This is a genomic window from Streptomyces sp. yr375 (assembly GCF_900110755.1).
Taxonomy (GTDB): Bacteria; Actinomycetota; Actinomycetes; order Streptomycetales; family Streptomycetaceae; genus Streptomyces.
This window is the reverse complement of record NZ_FOFF01000047.1, coordinates 1-19,370: the sequence shown is the minus strand read 5'-3', so window position 1 is coordinate 19,370 and position 19,370 is coordinate 1. Positions and strand designations below refer to the sequence as shown.

General features: G+C 69.9%; 20 protein-coding genes. 8 read left to right on the top strand and 12 right to left on the bottom strand.

What is annotated here, in order from left to right:
• Positions 1-12 precede the first annotated feature (12 nt).
• Positions 13-372 (bottom strand): NADH-quinone oxidoreductase subunit A, encoded by a 360-nt coding sequence (locus tag BMZ82_RS31915; protein ID WP_007383963.1) that lies wholly within the window; start codon positions 370-372, stop codon positions 13-15.
• 741 nt (positions 373-1,113) lie between these two features.
• Here BMZ82_RS31915 and BMZ82_RS31910 point away from each other — a divergent pair.
• The gene (locus BMZ82_RS31910; RefSeq protein ID WP_093780885.1) at positions 1,114-1,923 is read left to right on the top strand and encodes a C40 family peptidase; all 810 of its coding nucleotides are present in this window, start codon (positions 1,114-1,116) and stop codon (positions 1,921-1,923) included.
• A 327-nt stretch (positions 1,924-2,250) separates the two neighbouring features.
• Entirely contained in the window at positions 2,251-2,877 is a 627-nt protein-coding gene (gene def, locus BMZ82_RS31905) for a peptide deformylase (protein WP_093780884.1), read from the top strand.
• Between the two features lie 27 nt (positions 2,878-2,904).
• On the opposite strand, the gene BMZ82_RS31900 is transcribed toward def, so the two are convergent.
• On the bottom strand, positions 2,905-4,212 hold the full coding sequence (locus BMZ82_RS31900; RefSeq protein WP_371271336.1) for a geranylgeranyl reductase family protein: 1,308 nt from the start codon (positions 4,210-4,212) through the stop codon (positions 2,905-2,907).
• Between the two features lie 97 nt (positions 4,213-4,309).
• Between BMZ82_RS31900 and BMZ82_RS31895 the strand changes: the two genes are divergently transcribed.
• Both BMZ82_RS31895 and BMZ82_RS31890 read left to right on the top strand, forming a co-directional pair.
• Entirely contained in the window at positions 4,310-4,816 is a 507-nt protein-coding gene (locus tag BMZ82_RS31895) for a GNAT family N-acetyltransferase (RefSeq protein ID WP_093780883.1), read from the top strand.
• 120 nt (positions 4,817-4,936) lie between these two features.
• Entirely contained in the window at positions 4,937-5,254 is a 318-nt protein-coding gene (locus BMZ82_RS31890) for a PASTA domain-containing protein (protein WP_093780882.1), read from the top strand.
• A 76-nt stretch (positions 5,255-5,330) separates the two neighbouring features.
• Here the strand turns inward: BMZ82_RS31890 and BMZ82_RS31885 are convergent, their stop codons facing one another.
• The 4 genes from BMZ82_RS31885 to BMZ82_RS31870 all read right to left on the bottom strand — a co-directional run bounded on the left by BMZ82_RS31885 (position 5,331) and on the right by BMZ82_RS31870 (position 10,053).
• The gene (locus BMZ82_RS31885) at positions 5,331-6,026 is read right to left on the bottom strand and encodes a demethylmenaquinone methyltransferase (RefSeq protein WP_093780881.1); all 696 of its coding nucleotides are present in this window, start codon (positions 6,024-6,026) and stop codon (positions 5,331-5,333) included.
• Between the two features lie 43 nt (positions 6,027-6,069).
• Positions 6,070-7,197: an acyltransferase family protein gene (locus BMZ82_RS31880; RefSeq protein ID WP_177244763.1), complete on the bottom strand. Its 1,128-nt coding sequence runs from the start codon at positions 7,195-7,197 to the stop codon at positions 6,070-6,072.
• A 122-nt stretch (positions 7,198-7,319) separates the two neighbouring features.
• Entirely contained in the window at positions 7,320-9,716 is a 2,397-nt protein-coding gene (locus BMZ82_RS31875) for a bifunctional polysaccharide deacetylase/glycosyltransferase family 2 protein (protein WP_093780880.1), read from the bottom strand.
• A gap of 19 nt (positions 9,717-9,735) precedes the next feature.
• Positions 9,736-10,053, bottom strand: coding sequence for a hypothetical protein (locus BMZ82_RS31870; RefSeq protein ID WP_093780879.1), 318 nt, complete (start codon positions 10,051-10,053; stop codon positions 9,736-9,738).
• Between the two features lie 396 nt (positions 10,054-10,449).
• Here BMZ82_RS31870 and BMZ82_RS31865 point away from each other — a divergent pair, with 396 nt between their 5' ends.
• A complete protein-coding gene (locus BMZ82_RS31865; protein ID WP_093780878.1) occupies positions 10,450-11,532 on the top strand; it encodes a chitinase in 1,083 nt (360 codons plus the stop codon).
• A 15-nt stretch (positions 11,533-11,547) separates the two neighbouring features.
• Here the strand turns inward: BMZ82_RS31865 and BMZ82_RS31860 are convergent, their stop codons facing one another.
• From BMZ82_RS31860 to BMZ82_RS31840, 5 genes are all read right to left on the bottom strand, one after another.
• Complete coding sequence (locus tag BMZ82_RS31860; RefSeq protein WP_093780877.1) at positions 11,548-12,171, bottom strand: hypothetical protein; 624 nt, start codon at positions 12,169-12,171, stop codon at positions 11,548-11,550.
• Between the two features lie 15 nt (positions 12,172-12,186).
• Positions 12,187-13,386 (bottom strand): cyclic dehypoxanthinyl futalosine synthase, encoded by a 1,200-nt coding sequence (gene mqnC / locus BMZ82_RS31855; RefSeq protein ID WP_093780876.1) that lies wholly within the window; start codon positions 13,384-13,386, stop codon positions 12,187-12,189.
• A 72-nt stretch (positions 13,387-13,458) separates the two neighbouring features.
• A complete protein-coding gene (locus BMZ82_RS31850) occupies positions 13,459-14,217 on the bottom strand; it encodes a prepilin peptidase (RefSeq protein ID WP_093780875.1) in 759 nt (252 codons plus the stop codon).
• A gap of 2 nt (positions 14,218-14,219) precedes the next feature.
• The gene (locus BMZ82_RS31845) at positions 14,220-15,878 is read right to left on the bottom strand and encodes a serine/threonine-protein kinase (RefSeq protein ID WP_093780874.1); all 1,659 of its coding nucleotides are present in this window, start codon (positions 15,876-15,878) and stop codon (positions 14,220-14,222) included.
• Positions 15,879-15,940: 62 nt separating this feature from the next.
• Positions 15,941-16,798: a menaquinone biosynthetic enzyme MqnA/MqnD family protein gene (locus tag BMZ82_RS31840; RefSeq protein ID WP_093780873.1), complete on the bottom strand. Its 858-nt coding sequence runs from the start codon at positions 16,796-16,798 to the stop codon at positions 15,941-15,943.
• A gap of 288 nt (positions 16,799-17,086) precedes the next feature.
• On the opposite strand from BMZ82_RS31840, the gene BMZ82_RS31835 reads away from it, so the two are divergent.
• From BMZ82_RS31835 to BMZ82_RS41010, 3 genes are all read left to right on the top strand, one after another.
• Positions 17,087-17,290, top strand: a complete 204-nt coding sequence (locus BMZ82_RS31835) for a cold-shock protein (RefSeq protein ID WP_003974443.1) — start codon at positions 17,087-17,089, stop codon at positions 17,288-17,290.
• A gap of 166 nt (positions 17,291-17,456) precedes the next feature.
• On the top strand, positions 17,457-18,158 hold the full coding sequence (locus BMZ82_RS31830; protein ID WP_093780872.1) for a class I SAM-dependent DNA methyltransferase: 702 nt from the start codon (positions 17,457-17,459) through the stop codon (positions 18,156-18,158).
• Positions 18,159-18,195: 37 nt separating this feature from the next.
• Positions 18,196-18,336 (top strand): hypothetical protein, encoded by a 141-nt coding sequence (locus tag BMZ82_RS41010; RefSeq protein WP_177244761.1) that lies wholly within the window; start codon positions 18,196-18,198, stop codon positions 18,334-18,336.
• Positions 18,337-18,511: 175 nt separating this feature from the next.
• Here the strand turns inward: BMZ82_RS41010 and BMZ82_RS42865 are convergent.
• The coding region (locus BMZ82_RS42865; RefSeq protein ID WP_093780871.1) for a LamG domain-containing protein at positions 18,512-19,370 on the bottom strand (859 nt) is incomplete at its 5' end.

The window sequence follows — 19,370 nt, the reverse complement described above, 5'->3', positions numbered from 1 at the left end:
ACTAAAGGCCCCTCAGTCCCATTCCAGGCCGCCGCGCCGCCATACGTACGCGTATGCGACGAAGACGGTGAGCACGAAGAGCAGCATCTCCACGAGCCCGAAAACACCCAGGGCGTCGAAGGTGACGGCCCAGGGGTAGAGGAAGACGATCTCGATGTCGAAGACGATGAAGAGCATCGCCGTCAGGTAGTACTTGATGGGGAAGCGCCCGCCGCCGGCCGGCGTGGGGGTCGGCTCGATACCGCACTCGTAGGCCTCGAGCTTGGCGCGGTTGTACCGCTTCGGCCCGATCAGCGTGGCCATGACCACGGAGAAGATCGCAAAGCCTGCCCCGAGGGCTCCCAGTACGAGGATGGGCGCATACGCGTTCACCGCTCCTCGCTCCTCTCAGTCGGCACTGACTGCTGGCGATGGCATCGGACTCACATCAGCCTCACCGGCCCCACGAACCCCGCCCGTCCCGACGAAGATCGCGAACATGTGAAGCAGGTCACAAGCCCAACTGCCTCGCATCTTATGCCCGCCGATCTGTGATCTGCGACACGGGGTATTACACAAGCTTTGTGATCTCCACCACCTGACGAAGGATCATGAAGTCATATCGGCGGTGATCTTCATACGGGAAGCATCGAAGTGATCACAAGAAGTGACATTTACACCCGTCGTCGCAGGCTGAGAGGGTCGTCTCAATATCAAGAAGCTTCCCTTGCATGCAAATTGGTAATGGATGCGATGTCCTGATATTGGATCGCGTTCACACATCAGAGGGAGGGCGGGGCGAGATGTGGACGCGCACGCGTCCACGAACGGAAGCGGCGCTACCGCCTGCGCGAGACGCGGCCGTCGCGGTAACCGTTCCGTGACCTCCACCACATCCACAAGAGGCGCACAACAAGGGGGCTTGGCCAACGGTCCCAACCGATGTTAGGCCGAGGGCAATTCGGACGTAACGATGAAAGACCGTGATCACAGGCTTGATCACCTGTGCCCGTATTGTCCGTTACGGCGTCAATAAAGAACTCGGGGCAAGGGAATTGGGGCGGCGATTGAACAACTGTGGCGCAGCACACGTTTCTTGAAGGTATGGAGGAGCCCCTGATATCGCTTGGTCCCATGTCCCACACCGCTCACATACGCAGCCACCGGAAACCCCGCCGCAACGCGTCGACGATCGCGATGCGGGCCGGAGTCGCCAGTGGTGTACTCGGCTCGCTGGCCGTCGGCGTGGCGGCCGGCTCGGCGAACGCCGCCGAGCCGGTGACGCAGACGCTCGAACTGCCCGTGCTCACGGGCGACCTGGCCGCCCAGGTCGCGCAGTCCGCCGAGGCCACGCAGCAGGCCGCGGCGAACTACCAGTTGCAGGCCGAGCGTGACGCGGCCGCGGCGGCCGCCGCCAAGGAGGCCAAGAAGGACCTCGCCGACGCGAAGGCCGAGGCCACGAAGAAGGCGGAGGCCGCCCGCAAGGCCGCCGCCGAGCGTGCCACCCGCAATGCCGAGCGGACCACGCTCACCACGGAGTCGAGCGCCGACTCCAGTGGTTACAGCAGCACCAGCACGTCCACGGCGACCGGTTCGGCCGCGGCCGTCATCGCCTTCGTGAAGGCGCAGATCGGCGACGCGTACGTCTCCGGCGGCACCGGCCCCAACTCGTGGGACTGCTCGGGTCTCATGCAGACCGCCTTCAGGCAGGTCGGCATCAGCCTGCCGCGGGTCTCCCAGGACCAGTCGACCGCCGGCACCCAGGTGTCGCTGGACAACCTTCAGCCGGGCGACATCCTGTACTGGGGCAGCGCGGGCAGCGCGTACCACGTGGCGGTGTACGTCGGCGACGGCATGTTCGTCGGCGCGCAGAACCCGTCCACCGGTGTGGCCGAGAAGCCGCTGTCCTACGACCCGCCGACCGGCGCGGTGCGGGTGCTCTGACACCCCTTCGGTGCCCCTGAGGGCACCTCACGCACGGAAGGGCCGCAGCCGCTCGGGGGCAGCGGCCCTTCGGGCTTCCCCTGACGCGCTCGGGCGCGCGGGCCGCCGTCCGGCAACGGCAGACGCCCCACCACGCGCACTCGGCCGCCACAGGCCGCCCTCCCGCGCCTCCTACGCCCGCCCCCGCCGCACCACGCTCCCCCGCGCGCTCCAGCGCGTATCAGCCGTCTCCTGGCGCGCCAGGCCGTAGCGGTCGCTCTCCTGGCATGCTCGGCGGGCGGGTCGTGGAACTCCGCGGCTCGTCCACGCGTTGGAGGAGAGAACGCCATGCCACGTGTCTTCGTTCAGGGTCGGCCCGTCGCCTCGTATCCCCCGCTCGCGCCCGAGGCCCGGCGCGGGTCGGTGCGGCGGGTCGTCGAGGTCGGCGAAGAGGTGCTGCACAAGTCCTGCCGGGACGTGACCGAGTTCGGGCCCGAGTTGGCCGCGCTCATCGACGACATGTTCCTCACCATGTACGTCGCCGACGGGGCCGGGCTCGCGGCGAACCAGGTCGGCGTCGGTCTGCGGCTGTTCGTCTACGACTGCCGGGACGACGAAGGTGTCCGACATGTCGGACACATCGTCAATCCGGTGCCGGACCGGCTCGACCCGGTCGGGCGACGGCTGCTCGACGAGGGCGAGGGGTGCCTGTCGGTGCCGGGCGCCGTCATGGACGTACCGCGGCCGGACCGGGTCGTGGTGCGGGGGTACGACCGGGAGGGCCGTCCGCTGGTCGTCGAGGGGAGGGGGTACTTCGCGCGGTGCCTCGAGCACGAGAGCGACCATCTCGACGGCCGGGTCTATCTGGACCGGCTCTCGAAGAAGGGCCGGAAGCAGGCCCTGCGGCAGGTGGCGGACCGGCGGGAAGAGGTCTTCGCGCGCCGGACCGCCAAACAGCAGGCCCTCACCGCCTGACCGGGTGGGTTCGGCTCGTGAGGGGGGTCAGGCCTTTGGGGCTACCTTGCTCAGGCCGTTGATGATGCGGTCCATCGCGTCGCCGCCTGTGGGGTCTGTGAGGTTGGCGAGCATCTTCAGGGTGAACTTCATCAGCAGCGGGTGGGTCAGGCCGCGCTGGGCGGCGATCTTCATGACCTTCGGGTTGCCGATGAGCTTCACGAAGGCGCGGCCCAGCGTGTAGTAGCCGCCGTAGGTGTCCGCGAGGATCTGCGGGTAGCGCTGCAGGGCCAGTTCGCGCTGGCCGGGGGTGGCGCGGGCGTGGGCCTGGACGATGACGTCGGCGGCGATCTGGCCGGACTCCATGGCGTAGGCGATGCCCTCGCCGTTGAAGGGGTTCACCAGGCCGCCGGCGTCGCCGACCAGCAGCAGGCCCTTGGTGTAGTGGGGCTTGCGGTTGAAGGCCATGGGGAGGGCGGCGCCGCGGATCGGGCCGGTCATGTTTTCGGGGGTGTACCCCCAGTCCTCCGGCATGGACGCGCACCAGGCCTTGAGGACCTCGCGCCAGTCGAGTTCCTTGAAGGAGTCGGAGGTGTTCAGGACGCCGAGGCCGACGTTCGACGTGCCGTCGCCCATGCCGAAGATCCAGCCGTAGCCCGGCAGCAGCCGGTCCTCGCCCGGGCCCCGGCGGTCCCACAGTTCGAGCCAGGACTCCAGGTAGTCGTCCTCGTGGCGCGGGGAGGTGAAGTAGGTGCGGACGGCGACGCCCATCGGGCGGTCCTCGCGGCGGTGCAGGCCCATCGCGAGGGAGAGGCGGGTGGAGTTGCCGTCGGCGGCGACCACCAGCGGGGCGCGGAAGGTGACTTCGCGCTTCTCCTCGCCCAGTTTGGCGCGCACACCGGTGATGCGGCCGGTGCGGTCGTCGATGATCGGGGCGCCGACGTTGCAGCGCTCGTAGAGGCGGGCGCCCGCTTTCTGGGCCTGGCGGGCGAGTTGCTCGTCGAAGTCGTCGCGCTTGCGGACGAGGCCGTAGTCGGGGAAGGAGGCGAGATCCGGCCAGTCGAGCTGCAACCGCACCCCGCCGCCGATGATCCTGAGGCCCTTGTTGCGCAGCCAGCCGGCCTCCTCGGAGATGTCGATGCCCATGGCCACGAGCTGCTTGGTGGCGCGCGGGGTGAGGCCGTCGCCGCAGACCTTCTCGCGCGGGAACTCGGTCTTCTCCAGGAGGAGTACGTCGAGTCCGGCCTTGGCGAGGTAGTAGGCGGTCGTGGAGCCGGCCGGCCCCGCGCCGACGACGATCACGTCGGCGGTGTTTTCGGAGAGGGGCTCGGCGTCGGTCTCGTTCACGACGGTCACGGCGGGATCTCCCCAAGTTCGTAATCTGCGTGCCGACCGGCACTGGACATGGGCAGTCTATTCAGCAGAATTGATCATCTGGCTGAAGGGCTGCCCAGTGAACAGAGCTCTGCCCGTTGTACGGCTGCGTGTTCCCACGGACGAGGACGCGGTCGCCTGGCATCGGGTGTTCGACCACCCGGACGTGATGGAGTTCCACGGCGGCCGATCCGCGGAGCTGTCCGCCTACGAGGAGCTGACCGCCCGCCAGCGCCGGCACGACGCCGAGCGCGGTTTCTGTCTGTGGACGATGCTGGACCGCGACGAGCGGGTCATCGGGTTCACGGGCGCGCAGCCGTGGCCTCGGGAGTGGGGTCCCAAGGGGGAGATCGAGATCGGGTGGCGGCTCGGGCGGGAGCACTGGGGGCAGGGGTATGTGACGGCTGCCGCGCAGATGACGCTGGAGCGGGTGCGGGCGGCCGGGGTGCCGGGGGTGGTGGCCATGGTCGACGCCCGCAACGAACGGTCCATCGCCGTCACGCGGCGGCTGGGGATGCGGCTCGGGGAGGTCTACACGACGCCGGAGCCGAAGCGGCAGGGGCGCTGCTACCGCCTCGACTGGTGACCCTGTGTAGTCGTCGGCCACAGAAAGACACGTAGCGCTTTCGGACGGCACCCCCTGGCGGTTACCCTTCCAGTACCGCTGGGGGTGACATCTGTGTTCATACAGCCCAAAACACCCGAAGTGCGCGTGCCCAGGCTCGTAGGCCTGATGGCCGTGGACGCGCGCGAGGCGGCCATGGCGCACGGCGTGCTGCTGGCCGCACCGGACCGGCCCGACTTCCACCGCGCGGTCGTCGACCACGTCGTACGGCAGTACCCGCCGCCGGGTGCGGAGGTGCCGCGCGGTGCCGTCGTCACCGTGTGGTTCGACTTCGGCGAGGGGGAGGGCGGCGGAGGCGCGGGGGTGCACGAGCCGCGGGTGCCGAAGCCGGGCGGGGGCGGGTTGCAGCGGGAGCTGGACCAGCCCGGGGAGCATCCGTTCGAGGCGATCAGCGGGTGAGTCCCCCTTCCGGGGTTCCCCTTGCCCTTCCGGGGTTCCTTTTGCCAAGTCCCTTTCGGGGTCAGGTCCCCTACCGTCAGGCCTGCTTGAAGCCGCGGTGCAGGGTGACCACGCCGCCTGTCAGGTTGCGCCAGGCGACCTTCGTCCAGCCGGCCTTGCGCAGGTGCTCGGCCAGGGCGGGCTGGTCGGGCCAGGCGCGGATGGACTCGGCGAGGTAGACGTAGGCGTCGGGGTTCGAGGAGACCGCGCGGGCGACCGGGGGCAGGGCGCGCATCAGGTACTCGGTGTAGACGGTCCGGAAGGGCGCCCACGTCGGGTGCGAGAACTCGCAGATCACGACGCGTCCGCCGGGCCGGGTCACCCGGTGCATCTCGCGCAGGGCCGCGTCGAAGTCCTGCACGTTGCGCAGCCCGAAGGAGATGGTGACGGCGTCGAAGGTGTCGTCCTTGAAGGGCAGCCGGGTCGCGTCGCCGGCCGTGAAGGGCAGCCAGCCGTGGTTGCGCTTGCCGACCTGGAGCATGCCGAGGGAGAAGTCGCAGGGGACGACGTACGCGCCGGTCCGTGCGAAGGGGAGGGAGGAGGTGGCCGTGCCCGCGGCGAGGTCCAGGACCTTCTGGGCGGGGCGGGCGTCGACCGCCTTCGCGACCTCCTTGCGCCACCTGCGGTCCTGGCCCAGCGACAGCACGTCGTTGGTCAGGTCGTACCGTTCCGCCACGCGGTCGAACATCGAGGCGACTTCGTGGGGCTGCTTGTTCAGGGAAGCGCGGGTCACCTCGCCATTCTTGCAGCACCCCCTCGGGGAATTTCGGGCAACCTCACGGCAGGAGCCTCGGCTTCTTCTTCGCCGCCACGTCCTCGACCCACCCGCACAGCAGCACGAAGACGCCGATCAGCACACAGGCCACGCCGAACATGAACCACTGGCTGTCCAGCGGCAGGTAGGTCTCGAACGCGGGGACGTCCCAGAAGCGGTCGATCAGCGGGACGGCGAGGATCAGGGCGATCTGGTGCCAGAGGTAGATCGTGACGGCGCGCGCGTTGAAGACGGTGACGATCCGGTTGGTCCGCCGGAAGCGGGTCAGCCAGGCGAAGTCGATGCCGAAGTACGACTTGGCCCACATCAGCAGCATGACGAAGCCGGCCGACCAGAAGGCCTGCGCGAGCGGGATCTCGTCCAGGTCGTAGGTGCCGGCGTCGGCCTGGTGCGTGAAGGCGTACCAGCCGCCGAAGCCGATCGCCGCCAGCGAGACGACGGCCACCAGGGCCGGTTTCAGCCGCTGGAGCACGCCGTCGCGGTGCGCGAAGCCGAGCAGCCAGCAGAAGAGGTACGTCGACAGGTCCCACAGGGCGGAGCCGACGCGGTTGTCCGGGCCCGCCCAGACGAAGTTCAGGACCAGGATCGGCGCGAGGGAGAGCGCGAGCACCGGGAGCGGAGCCAGGCGGAACACGCGCAGCAGGAGCGGGGACAGCAGGACGAACCAGAGGTACGTCCGCAGGTACCAGAGGATCTCCCAGGCCTGCTCGCCCCAGGCGTTGCCCGGCGGGTCGCCCAGCGGGACGACCCAGTAGACGATCTCCCAGTTCGGCATCCAGCCGTGCACCAGCATCGCCAGGACGACGAAGACGCCCCAGAACCAGAAGGGGGGCAGGAGGCGGCGCAGCCGGCTCTTGAGGACCTTGGGCGCGGGCCGCTCCAGGGACTTCGCCATCAGGGTGCCGGCCAGGCCGAACATGATCCCCATGGACGGGAAGACCATGCCGGCCCAGGCCCAGCCGAAGGTGTGGTACGCGACGACCCTGATCAGGGCGAGGGCGCGGAGGGTGTCGAAGTAGCGGTCCCGCTGGGGGACGGGGGCGGCAGTGGCGGAGGCAGCGGTGGCGGTGGGGGTGACGGTGGGCGCGGGTGCCGCGGCGGCCCGCGTTCCATCCGCGCCCGACACCACGGGACCCGCTGAACCAGCCGAACCAGCGGAACCAGCCGGAACCGCCGGACCGGTCGGATCAGCGGGACCAACCGAACCAGCCGGAACAGTCGGCCGTACTGCGCCCTTGCTGTGCGCGCCCATCAGCTCACCCCGGCCGGGGTGCCGACCTCGCCCGTGCGCTTCAGTTTCTGCCAGCGCAGGCGGCCGCCGGTGAGGGCGGTGATGCAGGAGTGGATGAGGACGAGGTACATCATCTGGCGGTAGGCCAGTTGCTGGAGCGGCATCATGAGGAGGTAGCGGTACTTCTCGCGGTCCAGGCGGAACGCGTAGGCCGCGCAGCCCAGTTGGACGCCGAGGACCGCGAGCCAGGCCAGCAGCGCCGCCTGGAAGTCGACGAAGATCATCGAGTAGACGGTGAAGACGTCGATGAGCGGTGCGAAGACCGGCGTGACGATCTGGAAGAGGACCACCAGCGGCATGCCGACCCGGCCGAAGCGGCCCGAAGGCCCCTTGTCCGTCAGGGACTTGCGGTGCTTCCACAGGGCCTGCATGGTGCCGTAGGACCAGCGGTAGCGCTGGGACCAGAGCTGCTTCAGGGAGCCCGGCGCCTCCGTCCAGGCCTTGGCGTGCTCCTGGTAGACGACCTGCCAGCCCGCGCGGTGCATCGCGATGGTGATGTCGGTGTCCTCGGCGAGGGTGTCCTCGCTCATGCCGCCGACCTCCAGCACCGCGTCGCGGCGGAACGCGCCGATCGCGCCGGGGATGGTGGGCATGCAGCGCAGCAGGTCGTACATGCGGCGGTCGAGGTTGAAGCCCATCACGTACTCGATGTGCTGCCAGGCGCCGATGATCGTGTCGCGGTTGCCGACCTTGGCGTTGCCCGCGACGGCGCCGATTTTCGGGTCGGCGAACGGCTGCACGAGCTGGTGCACGGCCTCCGGCTCGAACACCGTGTCGCCGTCCATCATCACGACGATGTCGTAACTGGCGCTGCGGACACCGTTGTTGAGGGCGGCCGGCTTGCCCGCGTTCTCCTGGCGGATGACCCGGACGTTCGTCATGCCGAAGGACCTGGCCGCCTCGCGCGCGATCTCGGACGTGTCGTCGGTCGAGCCGTCGTCCACGACGATGACCTCGATCGGGTGGGTGCTCTTCGCCAGCGACTTGAGGGTGTTGGCGATGCACTCCTTCTCGTTGTACGCCGGGACGATCACGCTGACCGGCCGGGTGACGGTCGGCCCCCAGTTGAAGCGGCGCTTGTTGCGCAGCCGGTAGTGGCGGCGGGCCAGGATCAGCATCATCCCGAAGCGGCCCAGGACGGCCACGCCGACGACCATCAGTCCCACCGAGAGCGTCGGGACGGTCCACTCGGCGAGGGTGACCGCCGCGATGAGGGCCTTGCCCTCGTAGAGGGTCATGCCGGTGGCCTCGCGGTGGGCGGCCTGGAGGGGGGCGATGGCCGCACCCGCGCCCGCGCCGGCACCCGCGCCGTTTCCGGTGCCGTTGCCGGGGGCTGCACCGCCGTAGCCGTTGCCCTCGCCGTTCGGAACGGTGCCGGGCCGCTCGCCGGTCGCCCCGCCGGCCCCAGCAGCGCCGGTAGCTCCAGCGGCCCCTGTCGCCCCGGCGGCCCCCGTCGCTCCCGCGTTCTGCGTCCCGTTCTGTTCCTGTATGACGCCGCTGATGGTGGTGAAGGTGTAGCCCGCGGCCTTCATCTTCTTGATGTACGTCGGCAGCGCCTTGATCGTCTGGGAGCGCTCGCCGCCCGCGTCGTGGAAGAGCACCGACGCGCCCTTGCCGTCCTCGGGCGTGGCCCACTCGACGATCTTCGAGACGCCCGGCTTTTTCCAGTCGTCGCTGTCGGTGTCGACGAAGACGCTGGTGTAGCCGTCCTCGCCGAGCTTCTTGTAGATGGGCCAACTGAAGTTGTCGATGGCGTCCGTCTCGGAGGAGTACGGGGCGCGGAAGAGCGTCGTCGTGATGCCGGCCGCGCCCGCGAGCGCGAGTTGGGTCTGCTCCATCTCACGGTTGACGCGGGCGGTGGACTGGTAGGAGAGGTCGACGTGGGTGAACGTGTGGATGCCCACCTCGTTGCCCTCCTCGACCATGTCCTTCACGATGTCCGGGTAGCGCGAGACCATCGAGCCGACCAGGAAGAACGTGCCGGGCACGTCGTACTCCTGAAGGATCTCCAGCACCTGGGGCGTCCAGGTCGGGTTCGGGCCGTCGTCGAAGGTCAGCGCGATCGTCTTGTCCGGCACCGAGACGGTGGTGGCCTGGCCGCCCCGGAAGGTCAGGATGGGGCCGCCGTCGAGGACCTTCTCGGGCACGTCGGCCGCGCTGGCCGCGGTGCGCACGCGCTGGTCGCCGCCGACCTCGGCGCGCAGATAGCCGTCCAGGAGCATCACGCTGGTCAGCGCGAGCAGGAGCAGCAGGGCGAGGATGACGCGCGGTTTCTGCAGCGCCGCGGCCTTGCCCGCCGCCCGCTCCATGCGGGAGGGGGCGCGGCGGCGGCCGCGGGAGGGGGAAGTGGTCGTCATGGGAGTGGCTGCGCTCCGGTCAGTTGGCGGACGCGGTCGCGGTCGGGGCGGAGCTGGGTGGCTCGCCGGTGGCGACGCCCGCGGGCGGGATGCCGGTGGGCCGCGCGGGCGGGCTGCCGATGCCGCCCTGCGGCTGGGCGCCGCCGCCGGGGCCGGAGTTCTGGCCGCCGCCCGGCCCGCCGCCGCCGAACGGCAGCAGCGAGGACGGCGTCAGGGACGTGCCCCAGCCCATGAAGGCGGCACCGAGGACGACGGCGTACGCGACGCAGCCGACTCCCAGGAGGATGCCGATCCGGCGCAGCAGTTTGGATCTGCGTCCGGAGTTGTCAACGAACACGGGCCCCTCCGCGGAGGCGTCGTCACGTTTGCGGCCGCGACGGCTGCCGCGAACGGCGGCACGGCTTTCGATGGCAGGCTCGGATTGCATTCCCCGGATATTAGAGAGCCTTTATGTGGCATGAACTCTGAGTCTCATGTGAGAGACCCATGAGAAACACGTGAACCTGTCCGTTCCCTGAGAGAACGCCGAAACTCCTGCGCAACCTCCGGCCACCATGGGAGGGTTGATTATCCCTTTTGGGCGGCTGGTCATCACCTTTGCGCGTTTTCCTCCATGAACTGACTGTGTGTCCACTGTTCCCACGTGATCAGCCCACATGTGAGACATTTCCAATTCGGGAACGCCCCTTGTTTCCCTTCTGAGACAGAAATCACGAGAGCGGGTGCATAAGCAATGAGGAGTTTCCTGATGCCGACGGTCGGGGTCACCTGCCTGGTTGCCCTGACCGTGGCGGGATGCTCCGCCGGCTCCGACAGCAGTACGTCGGACGCGGCGCCCAAGGCCACCGGACCGTCATCGGCGTCATCGGCGTCACCGAGCGCCACATCGTCCGGTACACCCGATACGTCCAGCACATCCGGTGCGTCCAGTAGTACCGGCACCTCCTACGCGCCCTACGTGAGCGCGGTGGAGGCGTCCGCCAACGACTCCGCCGGCTCGCCGACGGCGTACAACCTGGCGTTCGTCATCGCGGGCGGCAGCAGTTGCACGCCGAAGTGGAACGGTACGAACGCCATCGGCGACTCGGCGGTGAAGTCCCGTCTCTCGGCGCTGACGAAGTCGGGCGCCACGGTGCGCGTCTCCTTCGGCGGGGCGTCCGGCAAGGAGTTGGCGGCGACCTGCGACAGCGTGGCGGAACTCGCCGAGGCGTACGGCGCGGCGCTCGACGCGGCCGGCTCCACGCAGGCCGACTTCGACATCGAGGGCGACGAACTCACCGACTCCGACTCGGTCGCCCTGCGTTCCCAGGCGATCGCGGCGCTCCAGAAGGAACGCCCTGACCTGGAGGTCTCCTTCACGCTCCCGGTGATGCCGAGCGGGCTGGACTCCGACGGGCTGGCGCTGCTGGCGTCCGCGAACAAGTACGACGTCCAGGTCGCGACCGTCAACCTCATGACGATGAACTACGGCGAGTCGTACTCCGGCGACATGGGCGGGTACGCGATCACCTCGGCGACGGCCGCGCAGGCGCAGTTGAAGAAGGTGTTCGGGACGGACGACTCCGTCGCGTGGCGCGGGATGGCGCTCACGTCGATGATCGGTACGAACGACGTCGCCAACGAGACGTTCACGCTGGCGGACGCGGCGGAAGTGCGGGCGTTCGCCGCGCAGAAGGGTATTTCCTGGGTTTCCATGTGGTCGACGTTCCGGGATCAGCAGTGTTCGGACGCGGACGCGGCGAAGAATGACGCGCTGACCAATTGCAGTGGGGTCGAGCAGAGTTCGGGGGCGTTCGCGGAAGCGTTTTCGGAGTAGGGCGCGGGGGTTTCCCTACCGGCGTCTGTAGAGGAGGCGCCCCTCGATCACCGTGGCCACGCACGTACCCGCGCCGCGCTCCGCCAGTTCCGCTTCGTCCCGTACGTCGAAGACGGCGAAGTGGGCAGGGGAGTCGCGGCGGATCGGTGGGGCGAACTCCACCGGCGTTCCGGCGGCGTACAGGTCGAGCGCGGGCGTCCCGCCGGGGTGTCCGCGCCGGTTCACGATCGTCAGGCCGGAGCGGCGTACGGCGTCCCGCACCGGGCGGCTGCCGAGTTCGCCGTCCGCGCAGGCCACCGCGACCGTGCCGTGGGCCAGCATGCGCTGCACCCCGCGCCGGGCGCTCGCGCCCCGGCGCGCGTCGTCCAGGGATTGCGCCGTGGCCAGTGCCGTGAGCGCGGCGCCGGTCAGGGGCTCGGTGCCGAGTGCGTCGGCCTCGCGCGGGTCCGGGTGGTACGCGCCCTCCAGCAGCTCCGTGCCGTACGGGTTGACGAGGCCGGGCGTGAGGATGCCGGGCCACTGGCGCACCCGGGCGCGCGGAAACGCGGCGACGAGCACCTCCAGCGGGCCGGCCTCGGCGATCCGGGCGCCCTCGACGGCGAGCGCCCGGCCCCTGGAGTCGGCGTGAATCGTCAACACGGCAACCCTGGTCGGCTAGTTGGAGGCGAGGAGCTTCAGTTCGGGGTGGGCCGTGCCGCCCTCGATCGCCGTGGACGAGATGTGGGACATGACGCGCTCGTCGACGGGGTCGTTCGCCGGGTCGTCGTGCACGACGAGGTGCTCGTACGTCGTCGCGCGCTGGGCCGGGACGCGGCCCGCCTTGCGGATCAGGTCGATGATCTCGAGGCGGTTGGAACGGTGCTTGGCGCCGGCCGAGGAGACCACGTTCTCCTCCAGCATGATCGAGCCGAGGTCGTCCGCGCCGTAGTGCAGGGAGAGTTGGCCGACCTCCTTGCCGGTCGTCAGCCAAGAGCCCTGGATGTGGCGGATGTTGTCCATGAACAGCCGGGCGATGGCGATCATCCGCAGGTACTCGAAGAGCGTCGCGTGCGTGCGGCCCTTCAGGTGGTTGTTCTCGGGCTGGTAGGTGTACGGGATGAACGCGCGGAAGCCGCCCGTCCGGTCCTGTACGTCACGGATCATGCGCAGGTGCTCGATGCGCTCGGCGTTGGTCTCGCCGGTGCCCATCAGCATGGTGGACGTCGACTCGACGCCCAGCCCGTGCGCGGCCTCCATGATCTCCAGCCAGCGCTCGCCGGACTCCTTGAGCGGCGCGATGGCCTTGCGGGGCCGGGCGGGGAGCAGTTCGGCGCCCGCGCCCGCGAAGGAGTCGAGACCGGCCGCGTGGATCCGCGTGATGGCCTCCTCGACGCTCACCTTGGAGATGCGGGCCATGTGCTCGACCTCGGACGCGCCGAGGGAGTGGATGACCAACTGCGGGTAGGCGGCCTTGATCGCGGCGAAGTGCTTCTCGTAGTACTCGACGCCGAAGTCCGGGTGGTGGCCGCCCTGGAACATGATCTGCGTGCCGCCGAGTTCGACGGTCTCGGCGCAGCGGCGCAGGATGTCGTCCAGATCGCGGGTCCAGCCCTTGGCCGTGTCCTTCGGAGCCGCGTAGAAGGCGCAGAACTTGCACGCCGTGACGCACACGTTCGTGTAGTTGATGTTCCGCTCGATGATGTACGTCGCGATGTGCTCGGTTCCCGCGTACAGACGGCGGCGTACGGCGTCGGCGGCCGCGCCGAGCGCGTGCAGCGGGGCGTCGCGGTAGAGGTCGAGGGCCTCTTCCGGAGTGATCCGCCCGCCGTCCGCGGCACGGTCGAGCACGGACTGGAGGTCGGCCTTCTCGGGCACCGGAGCGTCCCTTTCGTCAAGGGTTGTGGACAGACCGAACCAGCCTACGCCAGCGTCCTCCGCCCCCGGACCTCAGGCCGCGTACGCGCCGATCAGCAGTCCGGTGAGGGTGCCCGCCAGCATGAACGGGCCGAAGGCGACCGCCGCCTTGCGGCCCGCCCGGCCCGCGACGATCAGCGCGCCGCCGTACAGCGCGCCGAACAGGAACGCGGCGAGGGTGCCCAGCATGACCGTCGGCCAGCCGTACCAGCCGAGGACCGCGCCCGTGCCCAGGGCCAGTTTCACGTCGCCGAAGGCCAGGCCTGCCGGGTGGATGAGGTGGAGGAGCAGGTAGCCGGTGCCGAGGGCGAGGGCTCCCAGCAGGGCGGTGGTCCAGTCGCCGGCGTGTTCGGGGAGGAAGGCGGTCGGGGCCAGCAGGGCGAGGGCGGCGACCGCGAGGGGGAGGGTGAGGGGGTCGGGGAGGCGGTGGGCCCGTACGTCGACCACGGCCAGCAGTACCCCGAGCGGTGCCAGCAGCAGCCAGACGAGCAGCTCGGGGCGGGTGCCGGTGGCGGCGGCGAGCGCGGCACAGAGGAGTGCGGTGAGGGCGGGGAGGAGGAGCGTGCCGGGGGCGTAGGAGGGGGTGCCGGTGTCGGCGCACCCTCCGCATCTCGCGCGGCCCAGCCAGCCCCGGAGCGGGTGGCCGTCCGGGCAGGTCGTCCGCCAGCCGGGGTCGTGGTCGGAGCCGTCCGCCGCCTGCTCCCACGGGACGGCGAAGCGGTAGGCGGCGCGCGGGAGGAGCGTGCCCGCCGCCGCGCCCCACAGCGCGGCCACGGCGATCAGTGTGTTCATCCCTACTCGACCTTCGACATCCGGGCCACCGGGTTGCCCTCCGCCGCGCTGTCCGACGTGTACGTCAGGTCGTCGCCGGTCGGGGTGAGGCGGATCGTGTGGGGTTCCGGGTTGCAGCCCGCGTGGTTGTTCTTCGCGCCCGCCGAGTCGGCGACGACCTCCTTCGCCGTCACCTGCTTCAGCGTCAGGACGTCGACGCAGACCCCGCCGAGCACATCCGTCTGCCGCAGCTCCCCCACCTTCCCGCCCACGCTCGCCTGTTGGACCGTCACCCGGAACGTGCCCATCGGGAGCGCGCCGTCCAGCCCGGTGCCCTGGCCCTCCCAGGTGCCGAGGTAGCGGGCCGGCAGCACGGTACCGGCTGCCGACGGTGCGGAAGAGTAGGCGCCGCTGCCGGCATCCGCACCCGCGTCACCCGAGTCGTCGTCGCCCTTCGGCAGCAGGTGGAACAGGAACACCGAACCGACCGTCACCGTCGCCATCGCCCCCGCGACCGCCAGCGCGACGGTGCAGCTCAGCCGCCGCCCGCGCCCGCCCGCACCGGGCGCGGCGGTGGCGGCCACGGTGACCGACACCTTGCCGGGAGGCCCGGGCACCCCGTCGCCCGGCTCGGCGTCACGAGGCACCGGTACGGGTACTGGCACAGGCACGGGCACGGGCACAGGTGCGTCCATCACCGGCGGCGGCCCGAACTCCCCCACCGTCAAAGCCGGGTTGCTGAACCCCACCGGCCCCGACGGGACCGCCCCCGCCGCCTCCAGGTTCAGCAGTTGTACGGCGCTGCGCCCCAGTTGTTCCACCAGCGCACCCGGCAGCCACCCGCCCGCCACCAGCCGGGCCGCGCCCTCGGGCGCGAGCCGTCGGGCCACCTCGGCGGGGGACGGCCGCAGCGCCGGATCCTTGGACAGGCAGGACTCCACCAACGACCGGAGTTCGCCGCGCAGTTCGCCGTCCGGCTCGCCGAGTTCGGGCTCCTCGTGCACGACCTTGTAGAGGAGGGCGGCCGAGGAGTCGCCGGGGAACGGGGGCCGCCCGGTCGCCGCGTACGCCAGTACCGCGCCGAGGGAGAAGACGTCGGCCGCGCCGGACGCGCCCTGGCCGAGGATCTGTTCGGGGGCCATGTAGCCGGGCGAGCCGACCGAGACGCCGGTCGAGGTGAGCGAGGCCGTGCCGTCGATCGCGCGGGCGATGCCGAAGTCGATGAGCAGCGGGCCGTCGACGGTCAGCAGGACGTTGGACGGCTTCACGTCCCGGTGCACCAGACCCAGTCCGTGCACGGTCGTGAGCGCCTCCGCGAGGCCCGCGCCCAGGACGCGTACGGAGGTCTCGGGCAGGGGTCCGCCGCCGGAGGTGACCGTGGCGGCCAGCGAGGGGCCGGCCGCGTAGCCGGTGGCGACCCACGGGACCGGGGCCTGCGGGTCGGCGTCCAGGACCGGCGCGGTCCACGCCCCGCCGACCCGCCGCGCGGCCTCGACCTCGCGCCGGAAACGGGCGCGGAACTCCTCGTCGAGGGCCAGGTGCGGGTGCACGATCTTCACGGCGACCGTGCGGCCGCCGGCGCTGCGGCCCAGGTAGACCCGGCCCATCCCGCCGGACCCGAGCCGGCCGAGCAGCCGGTAGGGACCCACGCTCGTGGGTTCGTCGGCACCGAGCGGCTGCATGGACGTCCACCCCTCCCCCGTAAGGAGTCCCCCGTAAAAAGTCTTTGAGACTCTTCAGCAGGTTACGCAGGACCGGGCTGGAGCAGTTCCACCTTCACGTCCGCCGGGAAGCCCGTCGTCGGGCCGACGCGGCGGGCGAACTCGGTGACGGCGGCCAGCTGGGGTGCGCCGAAGCGGAAGTCGAGGGTGGTGAAGTACCGCTCCAGGACCTGTTCGTCGAACTCCTCCCAGCGGGCCGCCTGCTCGGCGACCTTGCCGACCTCGTCGAGGGAGAGGTTGCGGGAGTCCAGGAAGGCCCGGTGGACCTGGCGGGTGATGACCGGCTCGCGCTCCAGGTAGTCCCGGCGGGCCGCCCACACGGCGAAGACGAAGGGCAGGCCTGTCCACTCCTTCCAGAGCGCGCCGAGGTCGTGCACCTCCAGCCCGAACCGGGGTCCGTCCAGCAGGTTGGCGCGCAGGGCCGCGTCGCCGATGAGTACGGCCGCCTCGGCCTCCTGCATCATCAGGCTGAGGTCGGGCGGGCACGTGTAGTAGTCGGGCCGGACGCCGAAACGGTCCGCCAGCAGGAGCTGGGCGAGGCGTACGGAGGTGCGGGAGGTCGAGCCGAGGGCGACCCGGGCGCCGTCCAGCTCCTCCAGCGGGACCTGCGAGACAATCACGCAGGACATGACGGGACCGTCGCAGCCGACGGCGATGTCGGAAAAGGCGACCAGGTCGTCCGCGTTCCTGAGGAACTCGACCAGGGTGACGGGGCCGATATCGAGGTCGCCCCGCACCAGCCGCTCGCTGAGCTTCTCCGGGGTGTCCTTCGTGAGCTCGAAGTCGAGGAGGGTGCCGGTTCTCGCGAGCCCCCAGTAGAGGGGCAGGCAGTTGAGGAACTGGATGTGGCCGACGCGCGGCCGGGTGCGAGAATTGTCCACATCGCGAGGCTAGACCCCTTCCGGTACGCTGCGGACTCCGACCCCGGCGTCAACCCCTTTTCGCGATCTTCAAACATCCGGGTGACGTGATCTTGACCTCTATTGCATTCGGCTGCCTGCATGCTAGGCTCGCCGCAAGTTGCAGTTTGGTTTCCCTTGCAGTACAGAGCCTGCGGAGCATGTAACCGCGGGCTCTCGTCGTTTTCAGACGTATGCAGTTGTGCGGCACTTGCTTTCACGCTTGCAGGGTTCTGGAGCAGGGCAACCCTTTGGGCCCAAGGAGGGCTTATGGCTACCGGAACCGTGAAGTGGTTCAACGCCGAAAAGGGCTTTGGCTTCATCGCCCAGGAAGGCGGCGGCCCCGACGTCTTCGTCCACTACTCGGCGATCAACGCACAGGGTTTCCGTTCACTCGAGGAGAACCAGCAGGTCTCCTTCGACGTGACGCAGGGCCCGAAGGGTCCGCAGGCGGAGAACGTCACCCCCGTCTGATCCTCACACCCGTGGGATCGCAAGTCTGAGAGCAGTACCCAAGGAGCCCCGTGCCGTACGGCACGGGGCTCCTGCCTCTGCCCCCGGTCGGCGGGTCCCCGGCGTGGCGCTCGGCATGACCGGGAACGACCCCGGTTGTCGGTGCGGGCGGCTAGGGTCCCCGCACATGACCGACACCACCGGCGCCACGACAGCAGACCCCGCCTCCACCCCCACCCCCGGCTTCCTCGCCGCCACCCGCACCTTCTACGACGCCGTCGCCGAGGACTACGCCGATCACTTCCGTGACGAGCTCGCCGACAGGCCGTTGGAGCGGGCGGTGCTCGCGGTGTACGCCGAGCTCGTCGGGGCCGGTGGCCGGGTGGCCGACCTGGGATGCGGGCCCGGCCGGACCACGGGGCGCCTCGCCGCGCTCGGGCTCGGCATGTCCGGGCTCGACATCTCGGAGTCGATGCTCGCGATCGCGCGGCGCGAGAACCCGGGGATCCGGTTCGAGCGGGGCTCGATGCTGAAGCTGGACGGGCACGCGGACGGTTCCCTCGACGGGGTCGTCTCCTTCTACTCCTCCATCCACACCCCTGCGGACGAGCTTCCGGCCCTCTTCGCCGAGTTCCACCGCGTCCTCGCCCCCGGCGGCCACCTCCTCCTCGCCTTCCAGGTCGGCGACGAGCCCCGTGTCTTCGACCGTCCCTGGGACCGCCCGGTCACTCTCGCCTTCGAACGACGCCGTCCGGAGCGGATGGCCGAACTGCTGACGTCGGCCGGCCTCGCCGTACGGTCCCGCACGGTGCGCGAGGCGGAGACCGACTTGGGCGAGTCCAGCCCGCAGGCCTTCCTGATCGCCCGCAGGCCGCCGGAGACCCGATAGAGCTGAACGCGTTCGAAGACTCTGGGAGGGTATGGCTGTGAGATGGCCCCTCCGAGGTGCGGCACTCGCGCTGTCCGCCGCGTTGCGCGTCGCGCTGATGGTCGTGTCGTGCGCGTGCGGCCCCTACGAGTACTACCGCGGCACGGGGCTGCACGACGCCACGACTCCCGCTGCTTGAGCGGCAGTTCGGTACAGGTCCGGCTACCTCGACGGCGAGGGCGGCGACCGCCTCGAAGCCGCCGCCTGCCCCGCTCCGTCCACCTCCGCGCTTCCTCGCGCACGCGGCCACGTGAACGGCCGGGCGGGGCCCGGGTCGGTGACCCGGGCCCCGCCTTGATCTCGGCCGAACTGCTCTAGCTGTTGGGGTAGTCAGTGAGCAGCGAATTCGTGACCGAGGACGGGGCGGTGGTGGTTACCAGCACCCGGTCGCTCATCCCGTCGTAGCCGACCTTCACGTGGTACGTGTCGTCGGCGTCGGGCGCGATCTGCGCGTAGGCCGCCGCAATCGCGTCCTTCACCTCGGCGGCGGTGAACATCTGGCTCTTCGCGGTGGTGACCGTGGGCCAGGTGGTCGGCGCCACCCCGTCCTGGTCGGTCCAGTCGGTCGGCGTCGCCAGGTTGTCGATGTCTCCCGTGTAGTCCTTCGGGAAGATGATCACCGGGCCGATGACCGGGTCCTCGAAGTACGCGAGCGCGCAGTTGTAGTCGGCCAGCTCCTGTATCTGCGCCCACCTCTTGTCGGGGTTGTCGAGCCGGTCCTGGACCTCGACCGGGGACAGGGCGCGGTCGTAGATGCGGAAGTCGCGCATCCGGCCCTTGAAGTACTGGTCGTTGGAGTACAGGGACTTGCCGATGAAGTTCGCGGTCGTCGTCCCGCCGCCGATCGCACCCGGGGTGATGGTGACGTTCGTGTTGCGGGCCTTCTCCACGCCGTTCTCGTACAGGATGCCGGTGGTACCGGTCTGCGTGTACGTCACGTGCTCCCACTGACCGCGCGGCAGCCCGTACGTCGTGTCCGCCGGCTTGACGTCCTGCTTGGCCGTGTAGTCGGTCATCGACAGCGACGTCCGGAAGGCGGTACCGGTCGTGAACAGGTAGCCGTTGCCCATGCTGCCGCTGGTGTTGCCCAGCCCGTAGAACATGTACGGCGTGCCCTGGGTCGAGTCGATCTGCACGTCGAAGTCGACCGTGATCGAGTTCATCCCCGCCATG

Bases quoted from the DNA above. Each gene is read 5' to 3' on its own strand.
- BMZ82_RS31830 (WP_093780872.1), top strand. From the start codon at position 17,457: ATGACCGACACCACCGGCGCCACGACAGCAGACCCCGCCTCCACCCCC.
- BMZ82_RS31910 (WP_093780885.1), top strand. From the start codon at position 1,114: ATGTCCCACACCGCTCACATACGCAGCCACCGGAAACCCCGCCGCAAC.
- BMZ82_RS31835 (WP_003974443.1), top strand. From the start codon at position 17,087: ATGGCTACCGGAACCGTGAAGTGGTTCAACGCCGAAAAGGGCTTTGGC.
- def (WP_093780884.1), top strand. From the start codon at position 2,251: ATGCCACGTGTCTTCGTTCAGGGTCGGCCCGTCGCCTCGTATCCCCCG.
- BMZ82_RS31850 (WP_093780875.1), bottom strand. From the start codon at position 14,217: ATGAACACACTGATCGCCGTGGCCGCGCTGTGGGGCGCGGCGGCGGGC.
- BMZ82_RS31845 (WP_093780874.1), bottom strand. From the start codon at position 15,878: ATGCAGCCGCTCGGTGCCGACGAACCCACGAGCGTGGGTCCCTACCGG.
- BMZ82_RS31865 (WP_093780878.1), top strand. From the start codon at position 10,450: ATGAGGAGTTTCCTGATGCCGACGGTCGGGGTCACCTGCCTGGTTGCC.
- BMZ82_RS31875 (WP_093780880.1), bottom strand. From the start codon at position 9,716: ATGACGACCACTTCCCCCTCCCGCGGCCGCCGCCGCGCCCCCTCCCGC.